General features: G+C 47.7%; 22 protein-coding genes. 15 read left to right on the plus strand and 7 right to left on the minus strand.

The window, feature by feature from the left end; all coding sequences use genetic code 11:
• The first annotated feature begins 258 nt into the window (after window positions 1-258).
• The gene (locus RBH76_05045; protein WMJ84787.1) at window positions 259-1437 is read left to right on the plus strand and encodes an amidohydrolase; all 1179 of its coding nucleotides are present in this window, start codon (window positions 259-261) and stop codon (window positions 1435-1437) included.
• A gap of 225 nt (window positions 1438-1662) precedes the next feature.
• The gene (locus tag RBH76_05050; protein WMJ84788.1) at window positions 1663-2004 is read left to right on the plus strand and encodes a DsrE family protein; all 342 of its coding nucleotides are present in this window, start codon (window positions 1663-1665) and stop codon (window positions 2002-2004) included.
• Window positions 2005-2159: 155 nt separating this feature from the next.
• Here RBH76_05050 and RBH76_05055 read toward each other — a convergent pair whose 3' ends face one another.
• Window positions 2160-2570: an Rrf2 family transcriptional regulator gene (locus RBH76_05055; protein WMJ84789.1), complete on the minus strand. Its 411-nt coding sequence runs from the start codon at window positions 2568-2570 to the stop codon at window positions 2160-2162.
• Window positions 2571-2876: 306 nt separating this feature from the next.
• Between RBH76_05055 and RBH76_05060 the strand changes: the two genes are divergently transcribed.
• The 4 genes from RBH76_05060 to RBH76_05075 all read left to right on the plus strand — a co-directional run bounded on the left by RBH76_05060 (window position 2877) and on the right by RBH76_05075 (window position 8496).
• On the plus strand, window positions 2877-3449 hold the full coding sequence (locus RBH76_05060) for an HD domain-containing protein (GenBank protein ID WMJ84790.1): 573 nt from the start codon (window positions 2877-2879) through the stop codon (window positions 3447-3449).
• A 19-nt stretch (window positions 3450-3468) separates the two neighbouring features.
• Window positions 3469-3720: a hypothetical protein gene (locus tag RBH76_05065; protein WMJ84791.1), complete on the plus strand. Its 252-nt coding sequence runs from the start codon at window positions 3469-3471 to the stop codon at window positions 3718-3720.
• Between the two features lie 244 nt (window positions 3721-3964).
• Entirely contained in the window at window positions 3965-5407 is a 1443-nt protein-coding gene (locus RBH76_05070) for an extracellular solute-binding protein (GenBank protein WMJ84792.1), read from the plus strand.
• A gap of 56 nt (window positions 5408-5463) precedes the next feature.
• On the plus strand, window positions 5464-8496 hold the full coding sequence (locus RBH76_05075) for an EAL domain-containing protein (protein ID WMJ84793.1): 3033 nt from the start codon (window positions 5464-5466) through the stop codon (window positions 8494-8496).
• Window positions 8497-8545: 49 nt separating this feature from the next.
• Here the strand turns inward: RBH76_05075 and RBH76_05080 are convergent, their stop codons facing one another.
• The gene (locus RBH76_05080; protein WMJ85204.1) at window positions 8546-9877 is read right to left on the minus strand and encodes an MATE family efflux transporter; all 1332 of its coding nucleotides are present in this window, start codon (window positions 9875-9877) and stop codon (window positions 8546-8548) included.
• 188 nt (window positions 9878-10065) lie between these two features.
• Between RBH76_05080 and RBH76_05085 the strand changes: the two genes are divergently transcribed.
• A complete protein-coding gene (locus RBH76_05085; protein WMJ84794.1) occupies window positions 10066-10680 on the plus strand; it encodes a cytidylate kinase-like family protein in 615 nt (204 codons plus the stop codon).
• Between the two features lie 153 nt (window positions 10681-10833).
• Here RBH76_05085 and RBH76_05090 read toward each other — a convergent pair whose 3' ends face one another.
• Window positions 10834-11295, minus strand: a complete 462-nt coding sequence (locus RBH76_05090; GenBank protein WMJ84795.1) for an S-ribosylhomocysteine lyase — start codon at window positions 11293-11295, stop codon at window positions 10834-10836.
• A 128-nt stretch (window positions 11296-11423) separates the two neighbouring features.
• On the opposite strand from RBH76_05090, the gene RBH76_05095 reads away from it, so the two are divergent.
• The 8 genes from RBH76_05095 to mutY all read left to right on the plus strand — a co-directional run bounded on the left by RBH76_05095 (window position 11424) and on the right by mutY (window position 19291).
• Window positions 11424-11720, plus strand: coding sequence for a hypothetical protein (locus RBH76_05095; GenBank protein WMJ84796.1), 297 nt, complete (start codon window positions 11424-11426; stop codon window positions 11718-11720).
• Between the two features lie 138 nt (window positions 11721-11858).
• Window positions 11859-12578, plus strand: a complete 720-nt coding sequence (locus tag RBH76_05100) for a ferritin-like domain-containing protein (GenBank protein WMJ84797.1) — start codon at window positions 11859-11861, stop codon at window positions 12576-12578.
• 137 nt (window positions 12579-12715) lie between these two features.
• Window positions 12716-13732, plus strand: a complete 1017-nt coding sequence (locus tag RBH76_05105) for a M23 family metallopeptidase (GenBank protein ID WMJ84798.1) — start codon at window positions 12716-12718, stop codon at window positions 13730-13732.
• Between the two features lie 193 nt (window positions 13733-13925).
• Complete coding sequence (locus RBH76_05110; protein WMJ84799.1) at window positions 13926-15554, plus strand: efflux RND transporter periplasmic adaptor subunit; 1629 nt, start codon at window positions 13926-13928, stop codon at window positions 15552-15554.
• A complete protein-coding gene (locus RBH76_05115; GenBank protein WMJ84800.1) occupies window positions 15554-16261 on the plus strand; it encodes an ABC transporter ATP-binding protein in 708 nt (235 codons plus the stop codon). Before RBH76_05110 ends, RBH76_05115 begins: the two co-directional genes overlap by 1 nt.
• 1 nt (window position 16262) lies before the next feature.
• Window positions 16263-17531 (plus strand): ABC transporter permease, encoded by a 1269-nt coding sequence (locus RBH76_05120; GenBank protein WMJ84801.1) that lies wholly within the window; start codon window positions 16263-16265, stop codon window positions 17529-17531.
• A 218-nt stretch (window positions 17532-17749) separates the two neighbouring features.
• Entirely contained in the window at window positions 17750-18031 is a 282-nt protein-coding gene (locus tag RBH76_05125; GenBank protein ID WMJ84802.1) for a zinc-ribbon domain containing protein, read from the plus strand.
• A gap of 195 nt (window positions 18032-18226) precedes the next feature.
• Window positions 18227-19291, plus strand: a complete 1065-nt coding sequence (gene mutY, locus RBH76_05130; protein ID WMJ84803.1) for an A/G-specific adenine glycosylase — start codon at window positions 18227-18229, stop codon at window positions 19289-19291.
• 63 nt (window positions 19292-19354) lie between these two features.
• Here mutY and pta read toward each other — a convergent pair whose 3' ends face one another.
• The 4 genes from pta to RBH76_05150 all read right to left on the minus strand — a co-directional run bounded on the left by pta (window position 19355) and on the right by RBH76_05150 (window position 24422).
• Window positions 19355-20326, minus strand: a complete 972-nt coding sequence (gene pta / locus RBH76_05135) for a phosphate acetyltransferase (protein ID WMJ84804.1) — start codon at window positions 20324-20326, stop codon at window positions 19355-19357.
• Between the two features lie 313 nt (window positions 20327-20639).
• The gene (locus RBH76_05140) at window positions 20640-21152 is read right to left on the minus strand and encodes a ferritin (GenBank protein WMJ84805.1); all 513 of its coding nucleotides are present in this window, start codon (window positions 21150-21152) and stop codon (window positions 20640-20642) included.
• Window positions 21153-21403: 251 nt separating this feature from the next.
• A complete protein-coding gene (locus tag RBH76_05145) occupies window positions 21404-24031 on the minus strand; it encodes a valine--tRNA ligase (GenBank protein WMJ84806.1) in 2628 nt (875 codons plus the stop codon).
• A 199-nt stretch (window positions 24032-24230) separates the two neighbouring features.
• Window positions 24231-24422 (minus strand): hypothetical protein, encoded by a 192-nt coding sequence (locus tag RBH76_05150; protein ID WMJ84807.1) that lies wholly within the window; start codon window positions 24420-24422, stop codon window positions 24231-24233.
• Between the last annotated feature and the right edge of the window lie 95 nt (window positions 24423-24517).

The following is a 24517-nucleotide window of genomic DNA, read 5'->3' on the forward strand; positions in this document are numbered from 1 at the left end:
ACCACGAAAGACACTTTGATGCATTATAAAAAAACGCCGGAATTTCATCAACTTTTTCAATCCATTCGGTTCATCTTGCCTGAAATAACAAAAGCAAAAAACATTGTTTTTTGTACTTCTTGATGTAATTAATAATTTGTAAAGCGTTTAATTTTCAACAAATAGCGTCATACTCTCTTAGCGTATTTGCTTGATATTTGTATTGACCTACCGAAAATTTTCTCGTACAATGAAGCTAAAGAAAGGGGTATTGCCTTTATGAAGGATATCAAAGCAATCATCAATTCTTATCTTGATCAAGTCATTGCATACCGTCGCCATATACATCAAAACCCGGAACTAAGTCACGAAGAAGTTAAAACCGCTGCTTTTATCGCCGATGCCCTGCGCAAAATGGGGCTTGAGCCCACTACTGGGGTCGGCGGAAACGGCGTTACAGCCATTATTAACGGCGTTAAGCCCGGCAAATGCGTCGGTCTGCGCGCCGATTTTGATGCGCTGCCTATACAGGAGACGACTGGCCTGCCCTTCGCCTCACAAAACGATGGCGTTTCGCATTCCTGCGGCCACGATATGCACACCGCAATGCTGCTCGGCGCGGCGCACGTGCTGCTCTCACTTAAGGATGAGTTTTCCGGCTGCATTAAGCTCGTATTTCAGCCCGCTGAAGAAGATGTGCTCAACTGCGGTGCCGCCCCCATGATTCGTGACGGCGTGCTCGAAAATCCGCGTGTAGATGCCATGATCGGTCAGCATGTATGGCCGCAGTATCCTGTTGGTACCGCCGCTATACGCAACGGCGCCATGATGGCTTCCTCCGACCGCTTCCATATCACGGTCCACGGCAAAAGCAGCCACGGATCCGCCCCCGAGGACGGTATCGACGCCATCGTGATAGCGTCTCAGGTTATCACTGCGCTTCAGACCATCGTTTCAAGAAAGGTCAGCCCGCGCGATGCTGCTGTCGTGTCTATTGGCACCATCCACGGCGGTGACCGTTACAACGTTATTGCAAATCAGGTCAAACTTGAAGGTACCTGCCGCAACCTAAACCCTGACGTTAGAAACAAAATGCCCGAACGTATCGAACAGATAGCTAAGGGCGTGGCTGAGTCGATGGGCGGCAGCTGTGATGTTGAATATTTTAAAGGGTACTCCCCCACTGTTAACGACCCCGAGATGTTCACATTGGTACACGACGTGATGAAAGAGGTTGTCGGCGACGGGGCGCATGTCCCTGAAATGTCGGCGCTCGGCGGCGAGGATTTTTCATTTTACTGCGAAAAGGTACCAAGTGCCTTTTTCTGGTTGGGTGTTCAAACTCCTGATAAGCCATTCTATCCTATTCATAACGGTGGCTTCTCGCCCGATGAGAACGCAATCCCGATTGGCATTGAAATTGCCGTCCGATCAGCACTGACCTTTTTGGCAAAATAATCAGTTCGTTTCTATATCATGGGGCTGTAGCAAAATGTTGCTGCAGCCCCATATATTTATTTTGCCATAAATCGGGTGAATTATCATTCGAAGGCTTTGTTTACTTCTAAAACGTGGTACTGTCATTCAATTCATACATTTGATGGCCGTGTCATTACGTAACACATTTCTACTCTCTGGTTTATAATGTAAATGACGCATCACCATATTTTGAGGATGATTTCAATGAACGAGAAAAAACTTGCAATTGTCTGGATTAGCGTCGATAAGCGTGCAGCTATCGATATGGCGCTGTTATATGCACGCGACAGTCTTATAAACGGCTGGTGGAAGCATGTCGAACTTATTTTATGGGGGCCATCCGTTCAATCTGCTGCCGAAAACAAAGATGTCCAGGGCGAGCTTGAAATTCTGCAAAACCTCGGCATCCCCATTCGCGTCTGTATGGCCTGTGCAGTGCGCTATGGCGTTGCCCATCAGCTGACTGACCTTGGCTATGAAGTCAAGGGCATGGGCGAACACCTCACCGAGCTACTGGCCGGAAACGAACCTGTTATGCTGATATAACCGCCGGAGCAAATGAACCTTTTGCATACGCGCCAAAACCATATTAAAAGCGCCGTCACACCCTCGTCGGGGCATGACGGCGCTTTCTTATATAATATTGCAAATTGATGCGTATTGTGGCAGGTTTGATGGAGCCGTTGGGCATATTGGAAAAATCAGAAGCTGTCCTGTCTCATTATATCTGAGATGGTCACATGATCGGTTACGCTGCAAATCGCTTCATCCACGCGTTTCCAAAGCCATAGCATGTTGCAATCGTTGGACATTTTGCAGTTTTGTTCAGCCTGCTCAATACAATGATGTGGTAAATAGGGCGTTTCCATTACCTTCATAACTTGAGATACGGTAATGCTGTCTGCTGGGCGGCTTAACACATAACCACCTCTTATCCCTTTTTCACTAACCAAAAAGCCCTCCCGTGTCAGCTTAGCGGCAATCCGTTCAAGCATTTTTTCCGATATACCTTCAGCCTGGGCGGCGGCCGAAGTTGTAACGCGTTCTCCTTGCTTTTGCGCCACGCGTGCCAAAAGCCGAAGTGCATAACGGCTGTTGGTTGATATTTTCACCAATATCCCCCCAAAATGATATGCTTTAATTATAGCAATTTTAGTTAGCTTGTCAAGCCTACGCCATGGAATTTACGCGTTTTTTGTGGTATAATAACCCTAAGATAGCTATAAAACCGTGATTGTACAACGTTTGGTCGCTTTTAATGTGACAACGCTTTTCAATAGACATATTTTGCATTGCGTTTTATGTAAGTATAATAAAGCTTTAAAATAATGCTGCCACGCGTAATATCCCTCAGCTTGTCGCAAAATATAAGCACTACATTACTTAGATAACTACAACCAATTAAAGAGGTGAATCCCATGGATCAAAAACAGGAATTTTTGGAATTGTTCCATCAATACATAACCCGAGAGGGCGCACGGGAGCTTTTGAGTTTTTTAGAAAACAAAAGCGATTTCTTTACGGCTCCCGCTTCAACGCGGTTTCATTTAGCCTGCGAAGGTGGCCTTTTAAGTCATAGTGTTAACGTTGCAAAGCTGATGCTACGCTATGAAGATGAACCGCCGGAAAGTCTGGCAATCTGCGGACTGCTGCACGACATATGCAAGGTCAACTACTACAAGGTCTCTACCCGAAATGTTAAAAACGAGCAGACCGGCCAATGGGAAAAGCAGCCGTTCTATCAGGTCGAGGATAGTTTCCCTTATGGGCATGGAGAAAAGTCGGTATATATGATCGAGCGCTTTTTCCGGCTGAAAGCGTCCGAGGCAATGGCTATCCGCTGGCATATGGGCGGATTTGACGACGCAGTGAAGGGCGGAAGCTTTTCAATTTCCAAAGCCTACGAGCGCTATCCTCTGGCAGTTAAACTGCACCTGTGTGACATTGAAGCAAGCTATCTAATTGAAAGCCGACAAAAAGTGATGAATTAAACTAGAAGGGGTGTCACAAATGCAAAAAGAATTTAATAACCTTTGCTGCAAAAAATGGGACGAACTGATAGCGTTTATGCTCAGTCGCGCCGCGAAATTCAGCGTAGTGGACTGGGCCATATTCAAGACCTGCCTCGTTACTTTCGGGCTTATGATTGGTGCATGGTTTGCTCGGCTTTTTAAAAAGCTTGCTCCACTAGTGGCCCTGGTGTTTATTGTCTCTTGGATCTACATGGTCTGGCGCATCTTTTTTGACGAGGACCTCGATTAGTTTTAAAGCTATATATGTGTCATTTGGGCCTCCGCTCAGATGGCACATATATTTTGTTTGCGGCGATATCGTCTAAATCTATTCATATTTTGTTGAATTATGTATATTTTTGCGATATAATATTCCCAAAGCAGAGCTGGGGGATATTTCCCAGTCGTCCTTCTCTTTCACCTTGCTATAAACGGTTTTTCTGCCTTTTAAACATCCTCATTGCGGACTTGTTGTCAGAAAGATGGTGTTGGCCATGGAAAGATTATGCAGGCCGTTGACGGCTTTACTAGCATTATTGATGGGTTTGGGCTTTATGGGATGTTCTTTCAAACAGCCGACAACCCCTGTTTCCCTCACCGTTTGGCACTATTATAATGGTGTCCAGCTTCAGGCGTTTTCCGATTTGGTTTCTGAGTTCAATGAGACAGTCGGCGCACGCCAGGGCATCTTTGTCGAAGCTTACAGCAAGGGGAGCATTGACAATTTGCGTACCGCTATAAAAGATGCCGCCGAATATAAAATCGGCGCCGACGCAATGCCCAATATTTTTTCTGCCTATGCCGATTATGCTTATGAGCTCTACAACATGGGGCAGCTGGCTGACCTGGCAGGGTATCTTTCCGAGCAGGAGCGATCAAAATACATCGAAGCTTACCTTTCAGAAGGCAACTTCGCCGGCGGGAACAGTGTTCTGCTGTTCCCTATCGCCAAATCCACCGAAGTATTACTACTAAACATGACCGATTTCGCCCCCTTTGCAGCCGCTTATAATGTCAGCGAGCAGGATCTTACTACATGGGAGGGTATTACTGACACCGCCGAAAAATATTACCGCTATACCGACGCGCTGACCGGCACCCCCAATGATGGCAAAGCATTTTTCGGACGAGATTCGGTTGCGAATTATATGTTGGTCGGCTGCACCCAGCTTGGTCAGCCGTTAATGCAAAATCAAGATGAAAAGATTTCGATAAAGATAGACCGCAGCATTCTGCGTCGCCTGTGGGATAATTATTACGTACCTTATGTCAGCGGTTATTATGCTGCGCTTGGCCGTTTCAGAACCGACGATGCCAAAACCGGCGATATTATTGCTCTTGTCGGCTCCAGCAGTGGCAGCTCTTATTTTCCGAGTGCCGTCACCCGTGCGGATGGCAGCAGTTACCCCATTACATCCAAAGTGCTCCCACTGCCCAACTTTGCCGGTTGTGAAAGTTATGCGGTTCAGCAAGGTGCTGGTATGGCTGTTGCAAAGTCCGACAAGCGCACCGAACAAGCAGCAGTAACATTTTTAAAGTGGTTTACCCAACCGCAGCAAAATATTCGTTTTTCCGCTCGTACCGGCTATCTGCCAGTACAAAAACCAGCCAACAATGGCGATTTGTTGTATGCGATTGTTGAGGAGGAAAAGATTGAGTTAATGCCAATTGTAGAAGACACCTTAAAAGTTGGCATGGATATGTCCGGTCGTTATCGCTTTTTTACCAACGCTGTTTTTAAAAACAGCTATGAGTGCCGCAGTGTAGTGGAAAATTCTCTGCAGACGCAAGCTGACCATGATTTAGCCACTATAACCGCCCGGGTAAAATCGGGCGTAAGCCGTCGCGCCGCGTTGGAACCGTTTTTAAGCGACGCGCATTTTGAGCAGTGGCTGTCAGATTTTGAGCGCGCACTGTACCTGACGGGCGCTGGATAAAATGGGCCAACTCTGGGCGGCAATTCGCTCCGACTCAGGTTAAAGGTGGGGTGTAAGTGCCTAAAAAACTTGAAGCAAAAAAAAAGAACGCAAAAAACACCATCCTTTTACGCATTATGCTACCGGGGATGGCTGTGATTATTGTGCAGTCTATCATTTATTCACTGATAGTTTGGCAATATAACATCATCGGACGTATTGAAGTTAACGCCTACGATATTTTTAGTGAAAAAGTATTAAACCGACAACAGGATATTCAAAGCGATATTTTATACAGGTGCATGACCATTGACAGAGACAGAGAGTTACTCCTGCAAAAAATTTATGATTCACTTTCTCAAAACGGCGTCGACAGTTCGGCAATTTCAACCTCTCCCGCACTCAACCGCCAAATTGTTGCGGATGTATCAGATTATCTTGTCGCCATGCTGCATCGTAATATGGCAAACGGCGTTTTTCTGGTGCTGGATGGTCCAGCCACCGATGCAACGGAGCAATACTCTTTTTCCCGCGCCGGACTTTATATCCGCCAATTTGATAGACATAGCAATTCCACCGATAATAGCGATCTTTTAATGCAACGCGGCATGCCCGATCTCGCGAGGAGCCTTGGGATTTCGCTAGATCGCTACTGGTCGGCAGATTTCACCTTTTCGGACGAAACGGCTGCGCAATCTCAATTTTTCTTTGCGCCGCTAAATGCTGCTAAGGCACATGCCGACGGGCAAAGCGCAGATTTTGGTTATTGGAGCGAGCGCTTTTCTTTAAGCGTCAATGACATCGGAATTATTACCTATTCAGTACCGCTCATCACCTCTGATGGAGCGGTTATTGGCGTTTTCGGCGTGGAATTATCCGAAAGCCAGCTCGTCTCAAAAATGCGGTACAACAATCTTAACGGCAACCAAAACGCCAACGCTTCTTATTTTATTGGGGTTTCATCAGACGCAGGGCATTCCTACCGCAAGGTATTTACCAGCGGGCCGCTTTTTAAATATCGTTTTGGCAATGCGGATACCGTCTCTGTATCCAAAGCAGTCCACAGCAATGTCTATGCCTTTGAAAACGACATCAACGAGCCGGTAATCGGGGCTATTTATCCATTTGATCTCTATAGGGTAAATACTCCATTTTATAATAACCAGTGGGCTGTCATCGGCATGGTTGATCAAAATGACTTGCTGCTGTTTTCCAATAGAATCAGGATTCAGGCATATGTCGCATTCTTTTTCTCGTTGATTTTGGGCACGGTGGGGATGCTGATTATTGGCAAAACGGTCACTAACCCGATCCATTCGCTGGTGAAAAGTATAAAACGAAGCGACCCCACCGGACGTATTCACCTTAAAAAGACCAATATCCTTGAATTGGACGAGTTGGCTATCTCGTTTGAAGCTTTGAGCCATGCTGTCGCGAGTGCCTCCGAAAAAACTGCTATAATATTCGCCATGACCCGCATTTCGGTCGGGGTATTTGAATACGACCGCAGTCGCAGTCGTGTATTCTGTTCGAGCAACTTGTGCAGCATTCTGGACTGGTTTGAACGCCCTGAAAAGGAATATATTTATCTGGAACGCAATGATTTTGAAAAGCGCATGTTATCGCTGAGCCCTTATATTTTTGAAAGGAGCGAAATGATATCCCAGCTATTCGATCATAAAGGCAAGGCACACTGGATTCAAGTCAATATTGCCGAGCAGGACGGAAAAATTCTAGGCGCTGTATCCGACATTACCGACGATATTCTGGCCAAACAAAAGATAGAATATGAACGCGATTATGATTTGTTAACCAACCTTTATAATCTGCGTGCCTTCCGTGCCCACCTAACGCGCCTGCTTCATCTGCACAATCTAAAAACCGCCGCACTTATTATGTGGGATCTTGACAATCTAAAAAAAATTAACGATAGCTACGGCCATGAATTTGGCGACAGCTATATCAAAGCATTTGCCGAATGTCTTGAGGATACCTCCCAGCACAATACACTGGTCGCCAGGCGCTCTGGCGATGAATTTTATACGCTGCTATACGGCTATTCCTCGAAGGATGAAGTAAGAAAAATTCTAGATGAAATGCGTACCGTTATAGGGAAAAAGCAGTTGCAGCTCCCCGATGGCAGCACCTGTACAATCGATGTCTCAAGCGGTCTGGCCTGGTATCCGAAAGATACGGTTTCAGGCGATGAGCTTTTACGTTTTGCCGATTTCGCCATGTATAACGTTAAGCATGACGTCAAGGGTAGCTTCCGGGAGTTTGATCCCATTTTATATCATAAAACTAACAGCGTGCTGGATGGTTACGAAACCATCATGCAGCTCATTGACAATAATCTCTTCAAATTTGCTCTGCAACCGATTTTGTCAGTAGCTACCGGCAGCGTATATGGCTATGAAATGCTGATGCGTCCGCAGATTGCCGGCGACTACTCCCCCTACGACGTATTCCACATGGCACAGGTACACGCCAAGCTTTATCATTTGGAACGAATTTCGATGTATGGAGGCATGGAAGCTTTTGTCTCGCTCATTGAGCAACAGGTCATCGGAAAAGAGGAAAAGGTCTTTATCAATTCCATCAGCAATCAGATTATGACCTCCTCTGATTTGCTGGCATTTGAGCAGCGCTTTGCGCCTTACCTGCACCGCATCGCAATCAAAATTATGGCCAGTGGGCGGGATAATCAGGACTGCATTCAGTTGAAGACAGAGATACTCAAGCGCTGGCACGGGATACTGGCCGTTGAAGATTACGGTTCTGGTTACAGCAACGAAGCTTCTCTGCATTATATTGCTCCCAAACTGATTAAGCTGGATATTTCACTGATTTCCGGCATAGATAAAGATAAAAACCGTCAGGAGATTCTCAAAAGCATTGTTTCAACCGCGAGAAAGCACCATGTCGCCACCCTTGCTGTAGGCATTGAAACTGAGGAAGAGCTGAAAACGGTCATTGCTGGTGGCGTGGAATATGTACAGGGCTTTTTTATCGCACATCCCTCGTTTGAAATCGCCCCCATCTCGCAGCAGGTTATTGCAGCTATAGACTCCGCAAGACAAACTGAAAATCTCAACAAACTCATGACTTAAAACAACAAAACACGGCTGCAACCCGCAACCGTGTTTTGCTCATTTGCCATTACATTGGCTTGATCTCTTTTTCGTATAATCTCCTGTACAACACAAGCGCCAGTATCACTGAGACAACCTCCGCTATAGGGAAGGACAACCAAACTGCGTTAAGCGAAATAAACTTTCCCAAAAAATAAGCCGTGGGCAACAATACGACCAGCTGGCGTGAAACCGACATCATAAGGCTGTACATACCCTTCCCAAGTGCTTGAAATGCGCTTGAAAGAATGATTGAAATTGCTGCTAAAAGAAAGTGCAGGCTAATAATTCGTAGCGCAGGCACTCCGATAGCCAACATCGTGTCTGACGCGTCAAAGAGCGTACCTAGTATCTGTGTCGGGAATATCTGAAAAATTGCAAACCCCACTGCGGTGATACCCAATGCCATCAGGCTGGCCAGCTTAATGGTGTGCACAATGCGTTCGCGGTGGCGCGCGCCGTAATTAAAGCCTACAATCGGTATCATGCCGCTGGTCAGGCCAAACACTGGCATAAACACAAAGCTCTGCAACTTAAAATAGATGCCGAACACCGAAACCGCCGTCGCCGAAAACATGATAAGTATTTTATTCATACCAAAGGTCATAACCGCACCAATGGTCTGCATAAAAATGGACGGCAGACCCACTTTGTAAATTTCGACAATGATGCGCCAGTCAGGACGAAAGTTTTTCATCGAAAGACTGATTTCGTGATTTTTCGTTATATTGAACACCGTCACCAAAATACATGAAACAATCTGGCCTGCTACGGTCGCCACCGCTGCGCCCGACACCCCCATTTTAGGCGCACCAAGTAGCCCAAATATCAGGATGGGATCTAAAATGATATTGGTAATAGCCCCCGCCATCTGCGAATACATGCTGTAAATCGTGATGCCAGTAGCTTGCAGCAACCGTTCGCCTGTAATGGCTAAAAATATGCCAAAAGAAACGATTGATACAATGGAGGTGTAAGCCATACCCATCTCCATAACAGCACCCGGCCCAACAAACGCCGAAAAAAATGCCTTCAGCCCAAATATACCAAAAAGAGCAAATGCCAATGCGCTTAGTATGGACAAAAAGATGCCGTTGGCTGTAACTAAGTTGGCCTCATCATAGTTTTTTTCACCGAGTCTACGCGATAAGAGCGCATTAATTCCGATGGCCGTTCCTACTGCGACCGCAATCATCATCACCTGCACAGGAAAAGCCAGAGAAACCGCCGTGAGTGCATCCTCGCTAATTTTCGCTACAAAAATACTGTCGACTACATTATAAAGCGCTTGGATCAGCATCGAAGCCATGATCGGCACCGACATTGAAACAAGCAGCTTAGGAATTGGGAGCGTTCCCATCTTATTTTCTTTTCTGTTATTCAATTTAATTACCTTGTCCTTTTGAAAAATTCGATGCTTTAGATTAGACAATACAGCGCAAATGTTTGGGTCATACACCGCACAGTATTTGACATTTTAACATATTGATTGTATTCTGTAAACATTGTAAGTTTATTTGATTTTTTTAATAAAGGAGGCCTTCACATATGAAGCCATATCCCGTCTTTGCTATAAGCCGGCAATACGGCAGCGGCGGTCGCGACATTGGCCTTACCCTCTCCAAAAAGCTCGGTATTCCTTATTATGACAACGAGCTGATCACACTGGCAGCCCAGGAGAGCGGTTTCGCACCCGAACTTTTTAAAAACGCCGATCATAATGCCTCGAGCAGCCTTTTGTTCTCACTTTCAATGTACGGCTCAAGCACCGGTACTTTTAATATGCCACTGGGTGATCAGGTTTTCCTCATTCAGTCAGATATCATCAAAAAAGTGGCCAATGAGGGACCCTGTGTTATCATCGGCCGATGTGCCGACTATATTCTGCGTGACTTTCCAAATTGCGTTTCGGTTTTTTTGCACGCCCCACTCGACCAGCGGCTTGAGCGTGCGGTAGAAAGCTACGGTGTCGACCCGCTCAGAGCCAAGGATATCGTCACCAAGACTGATAAAAAGCGCTCTGTTTACTATTCCCACTTCACCGGAGAAAAATGGGGCGCATCCGAAAACTATCACATTACGATAGATACAGCGCGCATGGGCATCTCCGGCACCACAGACGCTCTTGCGTTGATCGCCGATCAGCTGTCAAAGCCTAATTAAAAATTATGCCCGCTGCTACTGCGGCCGCACCTTTCTCCCCTTTAAGCGGCTTACATGCAGCGTAGAAAGCACGCGTTAATATCGTGCAGCCAATTCCCAGAATGAGTAAAAATTGAGACTGCCGTGGCAGTCTCAATTTTATAGCCCTATTATTTACTTTGGGTATGTTAGCCGTTCTTCATTCCAATCGGTAATAGCGTTACAAAAGGCTGTGGCCTCTTTTTTAGCTTCCGGAAGATTGTGCAGTTTGTAGTTGCCGCATTCCACCTTCAACGCCCCAGGTATTTCATCTTGATAGTCACGAACAAAACGCATTCCCTCGGAAATAGCAGCGACCGCCTTGACGGGTTTTACGCCTTTTAAAATCAAATAGAATCCAGTCAGACAACCCATCGGCCCAAAGTAAACCACCTGACTTCCAATATTGCTGGAGCGCACCCACGTGGCAAAAATATGCTCTATGGTATGTGCCGCTTCAGGACTTAAATAGCTGCCTGCGTTGGGGTAGTGATATCGAATGTCATAGGTAATAATATCACCAAAATCAATGCGAGAGGTATATATTCCGGGCGTTAGCGTATCATGGTTTATACAAAAGCTCGCTATTTTCTCCATATATTTTCTCCTTTATCAAAATGTTGTTCACCGGGTGTCCGCGACTTTTACAACAGTCGGTTTTACCTTTAGCTTGTCATATTTTTATTTGAAAAAACCTATAATTGTATTAAAGCGTGGTGAGCAAAATGAGTGACGCGGCCCCAAATTCAAAGACACAGGCGAATGGGCAGGGCGACGCACAACAAGGTAACAAGGCCCATTCAAAATTCCATTCCTACACGAAGCATAATGTGGTGGCTTATCCACAGGACGTTTTGCTGGCCTCGGTCACCCTTGCGCTCACCTTGTCTCAAGGGCGCAGCCAATACGAGGTAGAAACACTGATCAACCTGTTTTCGCTAACGACAGACAATCTCCAGGCTATACTGGCACAAATGCTGATCAACCGCAAGGTACAGACTGATCTTGAAACGATTATTTAATCCTCTACACCATAGCATAAATTTATAATCTTTTCAATTGCAAGGCCAATCACAGGCATTGTTTATCCGCATTGCAGCATAGGATTTTATAAACAGCCTGCGGCATCCACAGCCGCTGGATGAAAGGAGCTTGCCGCAATGCAAAACTGTAATTTTCAATCCTGTCGGCAGGGGGCGGCACTGCCGCTGGACCCCGACAGCCAGATTACCCCACAGACCAAATCTGTACAAAAGCCGCCGCTCTCCCCACTTTTGCAGGCAACACCACCGGGTGGCGAAGTTGCTGTCTCCCCAGCCCAAAGCGAAAATGGCAGCGTACCTGAACTGCCACTATGCGGCCCGAACGGGCTTTGTCTGCCGCAGCCCTACCCTATAGCTAAAGCTAATGCAGAAAATGAGCGCTATGCACGCATCATCCGTAACAGCTTTTCCGGGCGCGAATCGGCGCTGACCGCTATGATGACCTATCTTTATCAGTCCATGCGCTTTGGCGAGTGCGCCGATGATCTGCGCGAAATGCTGGCTGCCATCGCCCTGTGCAAAATGTTTCACCTTCGGCTGTTGGGCGAGTTGCTGGTGTCGCTCGGCAGCAACCCAAAATATTTTTACTGCATGCCGCCCAACGCCAACTCCGGTACTTGGTGGGCTGCTCAGCCCGCGAACGTGACCTATTCCAAAATTCTTGGCGACGCACTCAAGGCGGATATTGAGGCTGAAAAAGCATCCATTGAGGAGCATAAAAACACCATTAATTATGTGGACGACGAGGGTATACGCGCACTTTTAAAGCGTATCGTAATGGATGAAGAATACCATTTAAAGATATTCACCGAGCTGCATAAACGCTTTTGCAGCTGACCAATCAGCGCTAAATATACCTGCTGCCTGCGGCTGACCGTTTATACTATTACCCCAATAATAATATAAACTGTGCGCGGTTATTAAAAAAGGTCAAAAAATTTATGCCGGTGCACAGCGGCAGAATGGAAGATGAAATGCAACTAAAATATCTACTTTCCGCGGCTGCGCTGTTTTTTTTGCTGTCGTATATCAGTGTATGGCTCAGCATGATGGTGCTGGATAAACACAAAACTGCCGAAACTATTTCAAAGCCCCCTATGTCGGTGAGTGTATCCTCAGAACCGCCCAGCGCTTCTGGAATAACGGTCAGCGGCGACATTCCCGACCCCGTTTCATCCGAGCCCCCGCAAAATGACTTGTTCGCTAAGGCGGGCTTTGAAATATCGGACACCAACGTTTATCCAGGTGAGTATCTGGTACTGACCGCTTATGGTATTGACAACTCAGACAAAATCACCATCCAAAACCCGTTCGGAAAATCGCCAACATTTTTTAAGGCGGATGATCACCTCACAGCCCTGCTACCAGTAAAGTATACCTATGAGCCAGGGGAATACATGCTGACAGCCGAGGGGAATGGCTATAATGAGGTGTTTGCTATTAACCTACTCTCAAAGGAATGGCAGACCCAAAATTTGACGGTAGATGAATCTATCACTTCTGAGACGATAGAAAATACCGCCGCCAATGACGAATACTTTGCCAAGGTGCAACCCAAAAAGGCGCTATTTGAGCCTTCTCCGTTATGGGAGGGCAGCTTCATCCAACCGGTGGAGGGCGAAATCACCACTGAATTCGGAATGCTGCGTACCGTCAACGGCGTCCCGTCCGATCGTCACGGTGGTGTTGATATTGCTGCGGAGCGTGGAACACCGGTTAAAGCTGCCAACAGCGGAAAGGTGCTTTTTGCCGAAAAAATAGCGCTTACTGGCAACACCGTCTGCATCGAACACGGAATGGGTCTAAAAACCTGGTACTACCACATGGATTCGCTCGATGTCAAGGCCGGCGACATGGTCAAAAAGGGGCAGACTATCGGCACAGTAGGCTCCACTGGCTTTTCTACCGGGCCACACCTGCACTGGGCCGCCTCCGTTTTTGATGTTTATATCAACCCCTGGACATTGATTACCGCCGCGCCACAGCTTTAGCGTAGGGTGGTACCACGCCAAAATAACCCTCCATTATCAAAAGGCCTATAAATTGCGAGTCGCTTTTATAGGCCTTTTTCCTTTGCAAAATTTCCACCATCTCTTGCATTTAAAGATAAAAAGTGCTATCCTATGTGTACTATGTGATTTAATACACATATGCATTTTAACCCGTGCAAGAAAGGAAGACAGCATGTTGGAAAACAATCAGGTTTCGTCCGTCTCAGCTGGGGAACAAAATATCGCCACACAGCCGGACAAAAATAAGGAGATTGCTCACTTTACTAAAAAGAGACCCAAAAAGAAAATTTGGATCATAGTAATTATCGTGTTGTTGGTTGCTGCGGTGGCACTCAAGCTGTTATTGCCCAAAGATTCCCGGCCAATCGTGTCGACCAGCCCCATTTCAAAGGGCAGCCTTGAAAGCCGGATCACCCTTAACGGCAGAGTTGAAAGCGACGCCGCTTCCCGCGTATACTCGAGCGAAACCGGGTTGGTCACCGCCGTCAATGTCAAGGTGGGAGATAAGGTCGTCGCTGGTGATATCCTTTGCCAGCTTGATACCACTGATCTGGAACGGTCAATTAAAATACAAGAAACCGCAATCAACAATGCTGTAAAAAAAGCGAAGCTGGCACTTTCAGAGAGCCAAGCAGATTATCAGAATCTTCTTGACGACTTACAAACCGACCAATACTCCGAATTGATAAACGCACAACAGACGCTCAATTACGCCCAACGTGAGTATACCGATGCCCGTCGGTCGCTTGATGACCACAAGGATGAACAGGAATACGCCGATGAATTGTTGAGCAAGCTTGAACGCACATTGAACCTTGCCCGAATTGAGCTTTCCCGTGCAAAAAAAGATTATAACAACGCGCTAAAATCCGGCGAAGGCGTCAGCGAGGCCTATGCCGCCATGCAGGAAAAGGAAGGCGTCTACGATTCCGCATTTAAAGAGTGGGAGGAAGCCAACGACGAATATGGCGACGATGTCACCGTTTACAGTAAGGATTATCGGCTTGCGCGCCTAAAGTATAACGATGCACTCGAAAACAAGGAACTGGTAGAACGCACCGCAACCCGCCGCCTGGTGGAGCTGAAAAATGCCGTTGAGAGAAACACCATTTCTGCCGATATGACCGAAGAACAGTTGAATCTTGAAAAGCTTCAGCAGGCTCTTTCAGATTCCACGGTTAAGGCTTCTATCACCGGCACTGTTACTGCGGTTTACGCGCTTGAGGGCATGCCCGGAAATGGACTGTTGTTCGTGATTGAGGACACCGAGCAGTTGGTAGTGAAAACCTCGGTGCGCGAATATGATATTGCCGCAATGCGCGAGGGCATGCCCGCCATCATCAAGAGCGACGCCACCGGCGAACGCGAATTTGACGGCAAAGTGCTGCGGATCGCGCCCGCTGCCGCCAAAAATGAAGATGGCAGTACCGCAGCCCAAAATGGCGGCACCGTTGAGTTTGCAACCGATGTGTCACTCGATGCGGTAGACAGCGCACTGCGCATCGGAATGAACGTAAGATTGAACATCATTCTCAAGAAGAAAGACGACGCACTTTCAGTCCCCTATGACGCTGTGACCACCGACGAAAACGGTGATAACGTGGTCTTTGTTGCCCGCGCCGATGAAGAAGGTAACTACACGGCAGAATCCATCCCGGTTGAAACCGGCATGGAGACCGACTTTTCAATAGAAATCTCCTCCGACGCACTGGCAGAGGGTGATCTCATCATTACAGACCCCATCAGCATTACATCCGGCGCAGAGATTCGCCTTTCTCCTGAATCGGCGGTGAATGCGTAATGGAACAGAACCGCAGTGCCATTATTACCATGCAGGGCATTATTAAACGCTTTTACATCGGTCAGCCCAACGAACTGACCATCTTAAAGAACATAGATCTCACGGTTATGGAGGGCGAATTTGTTTCAATTGTTGGTGCTTCAGGTTCGGGCAAATCTACGCTGATGAACATTATCGGTGCGCTTGATCGCCCCACAGAAGGCAGCTACCATCTCGACAGTGTGCCGATGCGTGACGTACCGGACGACCGCCTTTCGGAAATTAGAAACCGAAAAATCGGCTTTGTATTTCAGACCTTCAACCTAATCCCCCGCACCAGCGCGCTTTCTAATGTTGAACTGCCGATGCTTTACGGCGAAATGCCCCGTGCTAAGCGCATCGCCCGCGCAAAGGATTTGCTGGCGCAGGTGGAGATGAGTGATAGAATAAAGCATATGCCTAACGAGCTCTCGGGCGGACAAAAACAGCGCGTCGCTATTGCGCGCGCTATGGCCAACGACCCCGCTATCATCTTGGCCGACGAGCCAACCGGCGCACTTGATTCCACCACCGGGCGGCTGGTGATGGATATTTTCCACCGGCTGCACCGTGAGCAGGGCAAAACTATTGTGCTGATAACCCACAATCCGGAACTGGCCGCCGAGACACAGCGCATCATCACCCTCTCGGACGGCCGCATTATTAACGACGAACAGGGGGCGGTCTGACATGCTTCTGGGAGAAAACATACGTCTTGCCGTCAATGGGCTTTTAGCTAACAAAATGCGCGCCCTGCTTACTATGCTAGGCATTATCATCGGCATCTCGTCGGTCATTGCTATTGTTACAGTCGGCCAAGCTATGACCGGTTCGGTAACCAACCTGATGAATGATATGGGCGCAAATTCCATCTACCTCTCCTTACAGGATAAGCCTGACGAATACGGCAACATCGACTATACTCGCGCGTGGGAAGATTCTGACATGATATCTGACCAGATGATAGATGCCTATCTCGAGGCATTTTCAGGCAAGGTTTCCGCGTGGGCTGTCTCCAGCCACGTTGGCTCCGGTCAGGCCATGAATGGACGCAACCAAGCCAATGGCGATGTCGTTGGCAGCAATTCCGATGCACTGAAAATTCAGAATATCCCAATTGTTGCGGGGCATTTTTTAAGTGAGCGCGAAGTGGGCGGCATGAAATACGCCGCTGTCATCTCCGACCGGTTTATTGAGAAGTTGTTCCCCGGTATGCCGGTGCAGCAAGCATTGGGCAAGGAAATTAAAATACGCTTGAATCAAGGGCTATACACCTTTACGGTCGTGGGCATTTATCATTTTGAAATCAAGGGTGTTCTCGGCAACATGGCGGGAGATACGACCTCCACTGTGTTCATCCCTATCACATTGGCCAAGCAGATCACCGGCAAAACGCAGGGGCTACACTATAGCCTCCAAGTTAAGGGCAGTGACCAGGTGATTGATTCAAAGCTCTTTGCCGAGCAGTCCGCCAAATATTTAAACGATCACTTTTACCGAAATAACAAGCATGTTAAGATCAGGTCAGAGAGCATGGACAGCATGATTGGGCAGATGACTGGCATGATGAACACCATGAGTATTGCAATCAGCATTATTGCCGGCATTTCGTTGCTGGTCGGCGGTATCGGCGTTATGAATATCATGCTGGTTTCAGTGACTGAACGCACCCGCGAAATTGGCACGCGCAAAGCGCTTGGCGCCAAAAACAGCGCCATCAGAATACAGTTCATCGTTGAATCGATGATCATCTGTCTGATCGGCGGCGTTATCGGCGTCGCACTGGGCACCGCCTTAGGGCTCACCGGCTCTTCGCTGCTGGGCTTTCCGGGTTGGCCTTCGCCAGGCATCGTATTTATAGCTGTCAGCTTTTCAATGGCCATCGGTGTATTTTTCGGTTATTATCCTGCCAACAAAGCTTCCAAGCTTGATCCCATCGAAGCATTACGATATGAATAGCTCAAGATTTATTAATGCTCTTAGGTTAATTAAGACATATTTTTCTTGAGAAGGGCAGGATTTTTGTAATAAATAAAGGGTTTATGTGGGATTTCATTTTTGAAAATATATTTTTATATTCCTGTGATTCCCTATTGACAAAAATATTTTTATCTAGTATATTTAACCATAGTGTTTCACAATAAGGTGAAGCCAGAATTTAGATTAGAGGTATTCAAATGTACAACGACAAAATTATCACTTGCAAAGATTGCGGTTCCGAGTTCGTATTCACAGCTAATGAGCAGGCTTTCTACGCCGAAAAAGGTTTCACCAATGAGCCGCAGCGCTGCAAGCCCTGTCGCGATGCACGCAAGGCATCCAGCGGTCGTTCCGACAGAGCGCCCCGCGAGATGTTCGACGCTGTTTGCGCCGAGTGCGGAGCTCCCTGCAAGGTTCCTTTCCAGCCCAGAGATGACCGTCCTGTGTATTGCAGCGAGTGCTTCTCTAACAGAAGATAAACACTAACGACATTATAAAGAGCGTTCCCAATCGGGGCGCTCTTTTTCTTTTGCTCAAAATCAGCTGCCATGGACATAATAGCGCTCAATGATACGCTGTGGTATAATAGCTGTGGTACAATCTTTTTACTAAGGATGCCCAACGGCTTGCTTTGATAGCAATATATTATAATTCAAAATGTATAGGTGAAATTATTGAAAGTTACATTTTCTGCAAACGAGACAGGCTCATTAAATAACATTGTCAACCCGCTTTTGACATGGTATACCCAAAACGCCCGGGTGCTTCCCTGGCGTGAAAACACCGATCCTTACCGTGTATGGGTATCCGAAATTATGTTGCAGCAGACACAGGTGGATACCGTTATCCCCTATTACAATCGATTTTTGCAGCAGATTCCAACAATAAACGCCCTCGCAGAGATAGACGAGGCTCAGCTTTTAAAGCTTTGGGAAGGGCTTGGCTATTACAGCAGGGCACGCAATCTGCAAAAAGCAGCCAAATTAATTGTGGAAAAACACGGCGGACAGTTTCCCGATGCGCTAACTGATATTCTGGCATTGCCGGGCGTCGGTGCTTACACAGCAGGAGCTATTGCCTCAATTTGCTTTGAGCAGGCGGTTCCGGCTGTTGACGGTAACGTGCTGCGCGTAGTCGCAAGATTGACCAACAGCGATGCTGATATCACCCTGCCCCGCGTGAAAAGCGATATCACCGAAATGTTACGTGCTATCTATCCTGCGCATTGCCGCGGTGACTTTACCCAAAGCCTGATGGAGCTAGGCGCAACAATCTGTCTGCCCAACGGCACACCAAAATGTCCCGCTTGCCCTGTCCGCGAATTTTGTCGCGCATTTGCAAACGGCACGCAGCTGTCGCTGCCAGTCAAGGCGAAAAAAAAGCCACGTAAGAAAGAGGAGAAAACCGTTTTTCTCCTCTGCTGCGATGATAAGCTGGCAATTCGTCGGCGAGAAATCGGCAGATTGCTCGGCGGTCTGTGGGAGTTCCCGAATGAAGAGGGTAGCCTTTCTACCGATCGAGCTCGTCAGGTTTTACTTGAGTGGGGCTTTTCAGCCTTTAGCATCAAAAAGGGACAACTCAAAAAGCACATTTTCACCCATATAGAATGGAAAATGTCCAGCTACATTGTCACCTGTAGCAATATGCCTGAAGCCTTCTCTTGGGTAACAAAGGAAAAACTGGTCACCGAATTCGCTATGCCTTCAGCTTTTCTACCTTTTCTGGACAGTATAATTTAAGCAAAAACACCGGTTTAGCAATGCAGCTAAACCGGTGTTTTAATCAGATCAAAATAATCCGACTTATTTAAGACCTGCGGTGATAATCGACATCTGGTATACCTCTTCGGCATCACATCCACGAGAGAGGTCGTTGATCGGCGCATTCAGGCCCTGCAGAATCGGGCCGTAGGCTGCAAAGTCACCCAGACGCTGCGCAATCTTATAACCGATATTACCCGCGTTGATATCTGGGAAGATGAAAGTGTTGGCCTGACCAGCAACGGGAGAACCCTTGCACTTGGTCTTGGCGACAACGGGAGAGAATGCGGCGTCAAACTGCATTTCGCCGTCAATTGCGAGGTCAGGCGCAGCAGCCTTAGCTTTGGCGGTGGCATTTTTCACGAGGTCAACGCTTTCACCCTTGCCTGAGCCCATGGTAGAGTAAGACAACATCGCAACCTTGGGGTCGATGCCGAACGCTTTAGCGGTGCGTGCTGTTTCTAACGCAATTTCAACCAATTCATCCTCAGCAGGTGTAATATTTATGGCACAGTCGCCCATCGCATATCTTTCTTCCTTGCCATCCTTCTTGCGCACCATAATGAAGCAAGAGGATACAATCTTATTACCAGGCTTGGTCTTGACCAGCTGCAACGCGGGACGGACAGTATCCGCAGTGGAATAGGTAGCGCCACCAAGCAGCGCGTCAGCCTTACCCATTGCAACAAGCATGGTGCCAAAATAGTTGCCCTTAGAAAGTGCTTTGCGGCATTCCTCGGCGGTCATCTTACCCTTGCGCAGCGCAACCATCTTTTCTACCATTTCGTCCATTCCAGCATAGGTGGCGGGATCGATAATCTCAATTCCTGTGATATCAAAGCCATTGGTTTTTGCCGCAGACTGAACCTCTTCCGGTACGCCGATGAGCACTGGGGTCAGAATTTCTTCCTTTTTTAAACGGCTGGCAGCCTCAAGAATGCGGGGGTCAGGCCCTTCGGTAAAGACCAAACGACGGGGATTGGCCTTTAATACTGCAAGTAAGTTTTCAAACATGGCACAAAATTCTCCTTTTACTTCTTGGTGTATCATCACAATGTAGTTATTATACACCTTTTTACGACTAAATCTCAACCATAAAACACAAATTTTGTATACAATTTACTCAGATTTTACCCTCTTGAGTTATAAAAAATGCTGATAAAAAGCAATTCTCCGGCGTGATGCCCAAAACAAAATACTGTGGCTGGTGCTATCTTGCCCCAAAAAGGGCCATAATCATCCCCCCAATAAAAAGCATCCTGTTTTCAAAATTCACTTTGAAAACAGGACGCTCCCCAATAAATTAAATGGTCAGATCGCTATGCGATTAGAGCACGAGGCTGGGCGCGACATAAACGCGAGCACCAAGCTCCTGATCAAGCATATAGAGCCCTTTGCTGTCGGCGCCGAAAAGCTCCATCTTCTTGATGAGATCCTGCGCGTTGGTCTCCTCCTCACCCTGCTCCTTAACAAACCAATCAAGGAACTGCATGGTGCGAAAATCCTTCGCCTCGTACGCAGCCTCATAAATGGTATGGATCAGCTCAGTTACATACTGCTCGTGCTTCAACGCGGCCTGCAGCGGGTCCATGTTGTTTGTCAGTACGGCGTCAGGCTTCTCAATAGCCTCAAATGTCACCGACAGATCGTTATTCTGCATATATTGGACAAAAAGCATGGCATGATCGCGCTCTTCCTGCGCCTGAATCTTATACCAGTTAGCAAAGCCGTTAAGGCCCTGCTCAGTATAAAAGTTGGAAAACTGCAGATACAGATACGCTGAATAGAGTTCCTTTTGAATCTGGTTGTTCAGAAGGCTGGCTACCTTTTCAGTAAACATCATTATCGCTCCTTTGTTTGATGGAAAGACCGCGGCATTCTAGCTGCTAGCCTTTCAAGGGATTGTCCCTTAAATCTAGTATACCAAATTTGCCAAGAAACGCAACCATATTAAGGGAGGATTATGAGAATTTTTATTAAGTTATCTACTAACCACACAATCGACGCTGCTATACAGCTTTTTAAAAATTTTTTAACGTTAAGCCGGCGCCGCAAAGCGGCGCCGGCTTAATAATATTTATTAGGTGAATCTTATGCCCCCAGCGCAGCCAGACTCTCTTTGATCTTTGCCATGCGCTCAGTGGCTTTTTCCAGCTTGTCTCGTTCGGCGGCAATTACCTTTGCGGGCGCCTTGGCCACAAAGCCCTCGTTTGCAAGTCTGCCAGAAACCAGCTCGATATCCTTCTCACAGGCAGCCAACTCTTTGTTCAGACGAGCCAGCTCCTTCTCGCGGTCAATCAGCTCGTCCATCGGCAACAATATGCGTGCGTGGTCTGTGACGACATGTAGCGCGTGCTCAATAGCAAAGTCGTCAGCAACCGTCTGCACCGAAGAGGCAAAGCCTAGACGCTCAATAAACGGCGTGGCGGTGGTAAACACTTCGGCGTGCGCGCTATTGATGTAAACAGTCGCCTTACGTGAAGGCGGTACATCGGCGTTGGCACGCGCGATACGGATCGCCTTGATAGCATCCATCACCATCTCAAAGTTCGCGGCTTCCTCGGCAAAATCCAGCGACGAGTCATACTGCGGCCACTGCGATACCATCAGGCTCTCACCCTCGTGCGGCAGCGACTGCCAAATTTCTTCGGTGATGAACGGCATAAATGGGTGCAGTAGCGCCAGCGCACGGGTCAGTACATACACCAACACCTGACGGGTGGCCTGTGCCTCTTCCCCGCCAGAAAGCAGGCGCGGCTTAGCCAGCTCAATATACCAGTCGCAGAATACGTCCCAGATAAAGTCGTAGACCTTTTGCACGGCAATGCCCAGTTCAAACTTTTCAATGTTCTCACTAACCTCACGAACGGTCTGATTAAAACGGGTAAGCACCCACTTATCGGGGGTTGTGAGTGTCTCGGGCAGGGCATTGGATACTTCTCCATCTCCCAGGTTCATGTGAATAAAGCGCGCGGCGTTCCAAATCTTGTTGCAGAAGTTTCGGCTGGCCTTAACCTTCTCATCGGAGTAGCGCATGTCGTTGCCGGGCGCATTGCCGGTTGCTAGCGTCAGGCGTAACGCATCAGCACCGTACTTGTCGATTTCCTCCAGCGGATCAATGCCGTTTCCAAGCGATTTGCTCATCTTACGCCCCTGCGCGTCGCGCACCAGACCGTGAATCAGCACATCCTTGAATGGTACCTCACCCATCTGCTCGATGGAAGAGAAGATCATTCTGGCAACCCAGAAAAAGATGATGTCATAACCGGTGATCAGCACGTCGGTCGGGAAGAAATAATCCAGTTCCGGCGTTTTTTCAGGCCACCCCAACGTCGAGAAGGGCCATAGTGCTGAAGAGAACCAAGTGTCCAGCGTGTCCGGATCTTTCGTCAACTTATGGCTACCACACTTGCAGCAGGTTTCCGGTGCGGTTCGTGCTACGGTAACCGCGCCGCAGTCGCCACAGTACCACGCAGGGATCTCATGCCCCCACCAAAGCTGGCGGCTGATGCACCAATCGCGGATATTTTCCATGAAGTGAAAATAAGTCTGATCAAAACGATCTGGAATAAAGCGAGTCTCGCCCTTTTTCACCGCCTTAACAGCAGGCTCGGCCAACGGCTTCATATCCACAAACCACTGCGTGGAAAGGCTAGGCTCGACCACGGTACCACAGCGCTGGCAGCAGCCTACGTTGTGGGTGTAGTCCTCGACCTTGACGAGGTAACCGGCCTCTTCCAAATCCTTGACAATCGCCTTGCGGCAGGCAAAGCGATCCATCCCGGCATATTTTCCACCGTTTTCGTTGATGGTGCCGTCGTCGTTCATGATGTTGATAATTTCAAGCCCCTGGCGCTGCCCGACCTCAAAGTCGTTGGGGTCATGCGCGGGGGTCATTTTAACGACACCGGTGCCAAAGCCCAGTTCGACGTAGTCGTCCGCTACAATCGGAATCTCGCGATTGACCAGCGGCAGTAGCGCCTTTTTGCCCACAAGGTGGATGCGCTCCTCATCGTTGGGGTTGATGGCAAGGCCGGTATCACCCAGCATCGTCTCAGGGCGAGTGGTAGCGATGATCAGATCACCTGAGCCGTCGATGAGCGGATAACGGATATACCAGAAACCGCCTGCCTTCTCTTTATATTCAACTTCGGCGTCTGAAATAGATGTTTTACAGTTGGGGCACCAGTTGATCATGCGCTCACCGCGGTAGATAAGTCCCTTTTCATAAAGACGGCAAAACACCTCGGTGACGGCCTTATTGCATCCCTCGTCAAGAGTAAAGCGCTCACGCGCCCAATCGCAGGACGAGCCCAGCTTTTTGAGCTGATTGATGATGCGTCCGCCATACTTTTCACGCCAGTCCCAGGCGCGGCGCAAAAATTCTTCACGTCCAATTTCCGCCTTAGAAAGGCCTTCTTCTTTAAGTGCGGTCACAATTTTAGCCTCGGTAGCAATCGAGGCGTGGTCAGTGCCGGGCATCCAGAGCGTTTCAAACCCCTGCATCCGCTTGTAACGTATCAAAATATCCTGCAGGGTGTTGTCGAGCGCGTGGCCCATATGCAATTGTCCGGTGATATTGGGCGGCGGAATAACAATGGTAAATGGCTTTTTATCCGGATTGGGCTCGGCGTGAAAATAATTACCCTTTATCCAGCTATCATAAATTCGATCCTCAACCTGTTTTGGATCGTAGGTCTTTTCCAGTTCTTTTCGCATGTCCGGTTGACCCCTCCCTTTTTGGCTTAACTTCTATTATATCCAACAAACGACGGCTGTGCAAGTAATAACCCCAAAAAACGCGGGATATACCGTCACTTTATAAGCGTATTTTGCAGGGGCGGCATGCAATCTGTTATAAGCGCTGCTTTTATCTAAAAATAGAATAATACACAGCTAACTCAAAAATAAATCCCGTTTAATACTCTTCTTTTTCTGGCAAAGCAAAACAGGTATAATACTGTGCATCTGCCCAGGCCCAAGCATAGCGCCCGGCCTCCACGACAAATGAGACTGGTTTTGGGGCGATACTGGAAGCTGGCTTTTTAACTGTCGGTAATTCGGGCAGAATAAAACAAATCATTACAAAGAAAAAAATCGTTTTTTTCATTAGCTATCTCCTCCTTTTCACTATCATTCCCGACAAGTATGGGCGCTAATTCAATGAAAAATTATATTCCTTTTATAAACCGTTGCATTATTGTT

The sequence above is a fragment of the Oscillospiraceae bacterium MB24-C1 genome (assembly GCA_030913685.1).
In the GTDB taxonomy this organism is placed as follows: domain Bacteria; phylum Bacillota; class Clostridia; order Oscillospirales; family Ruminococcaceae; genus Yanshouia.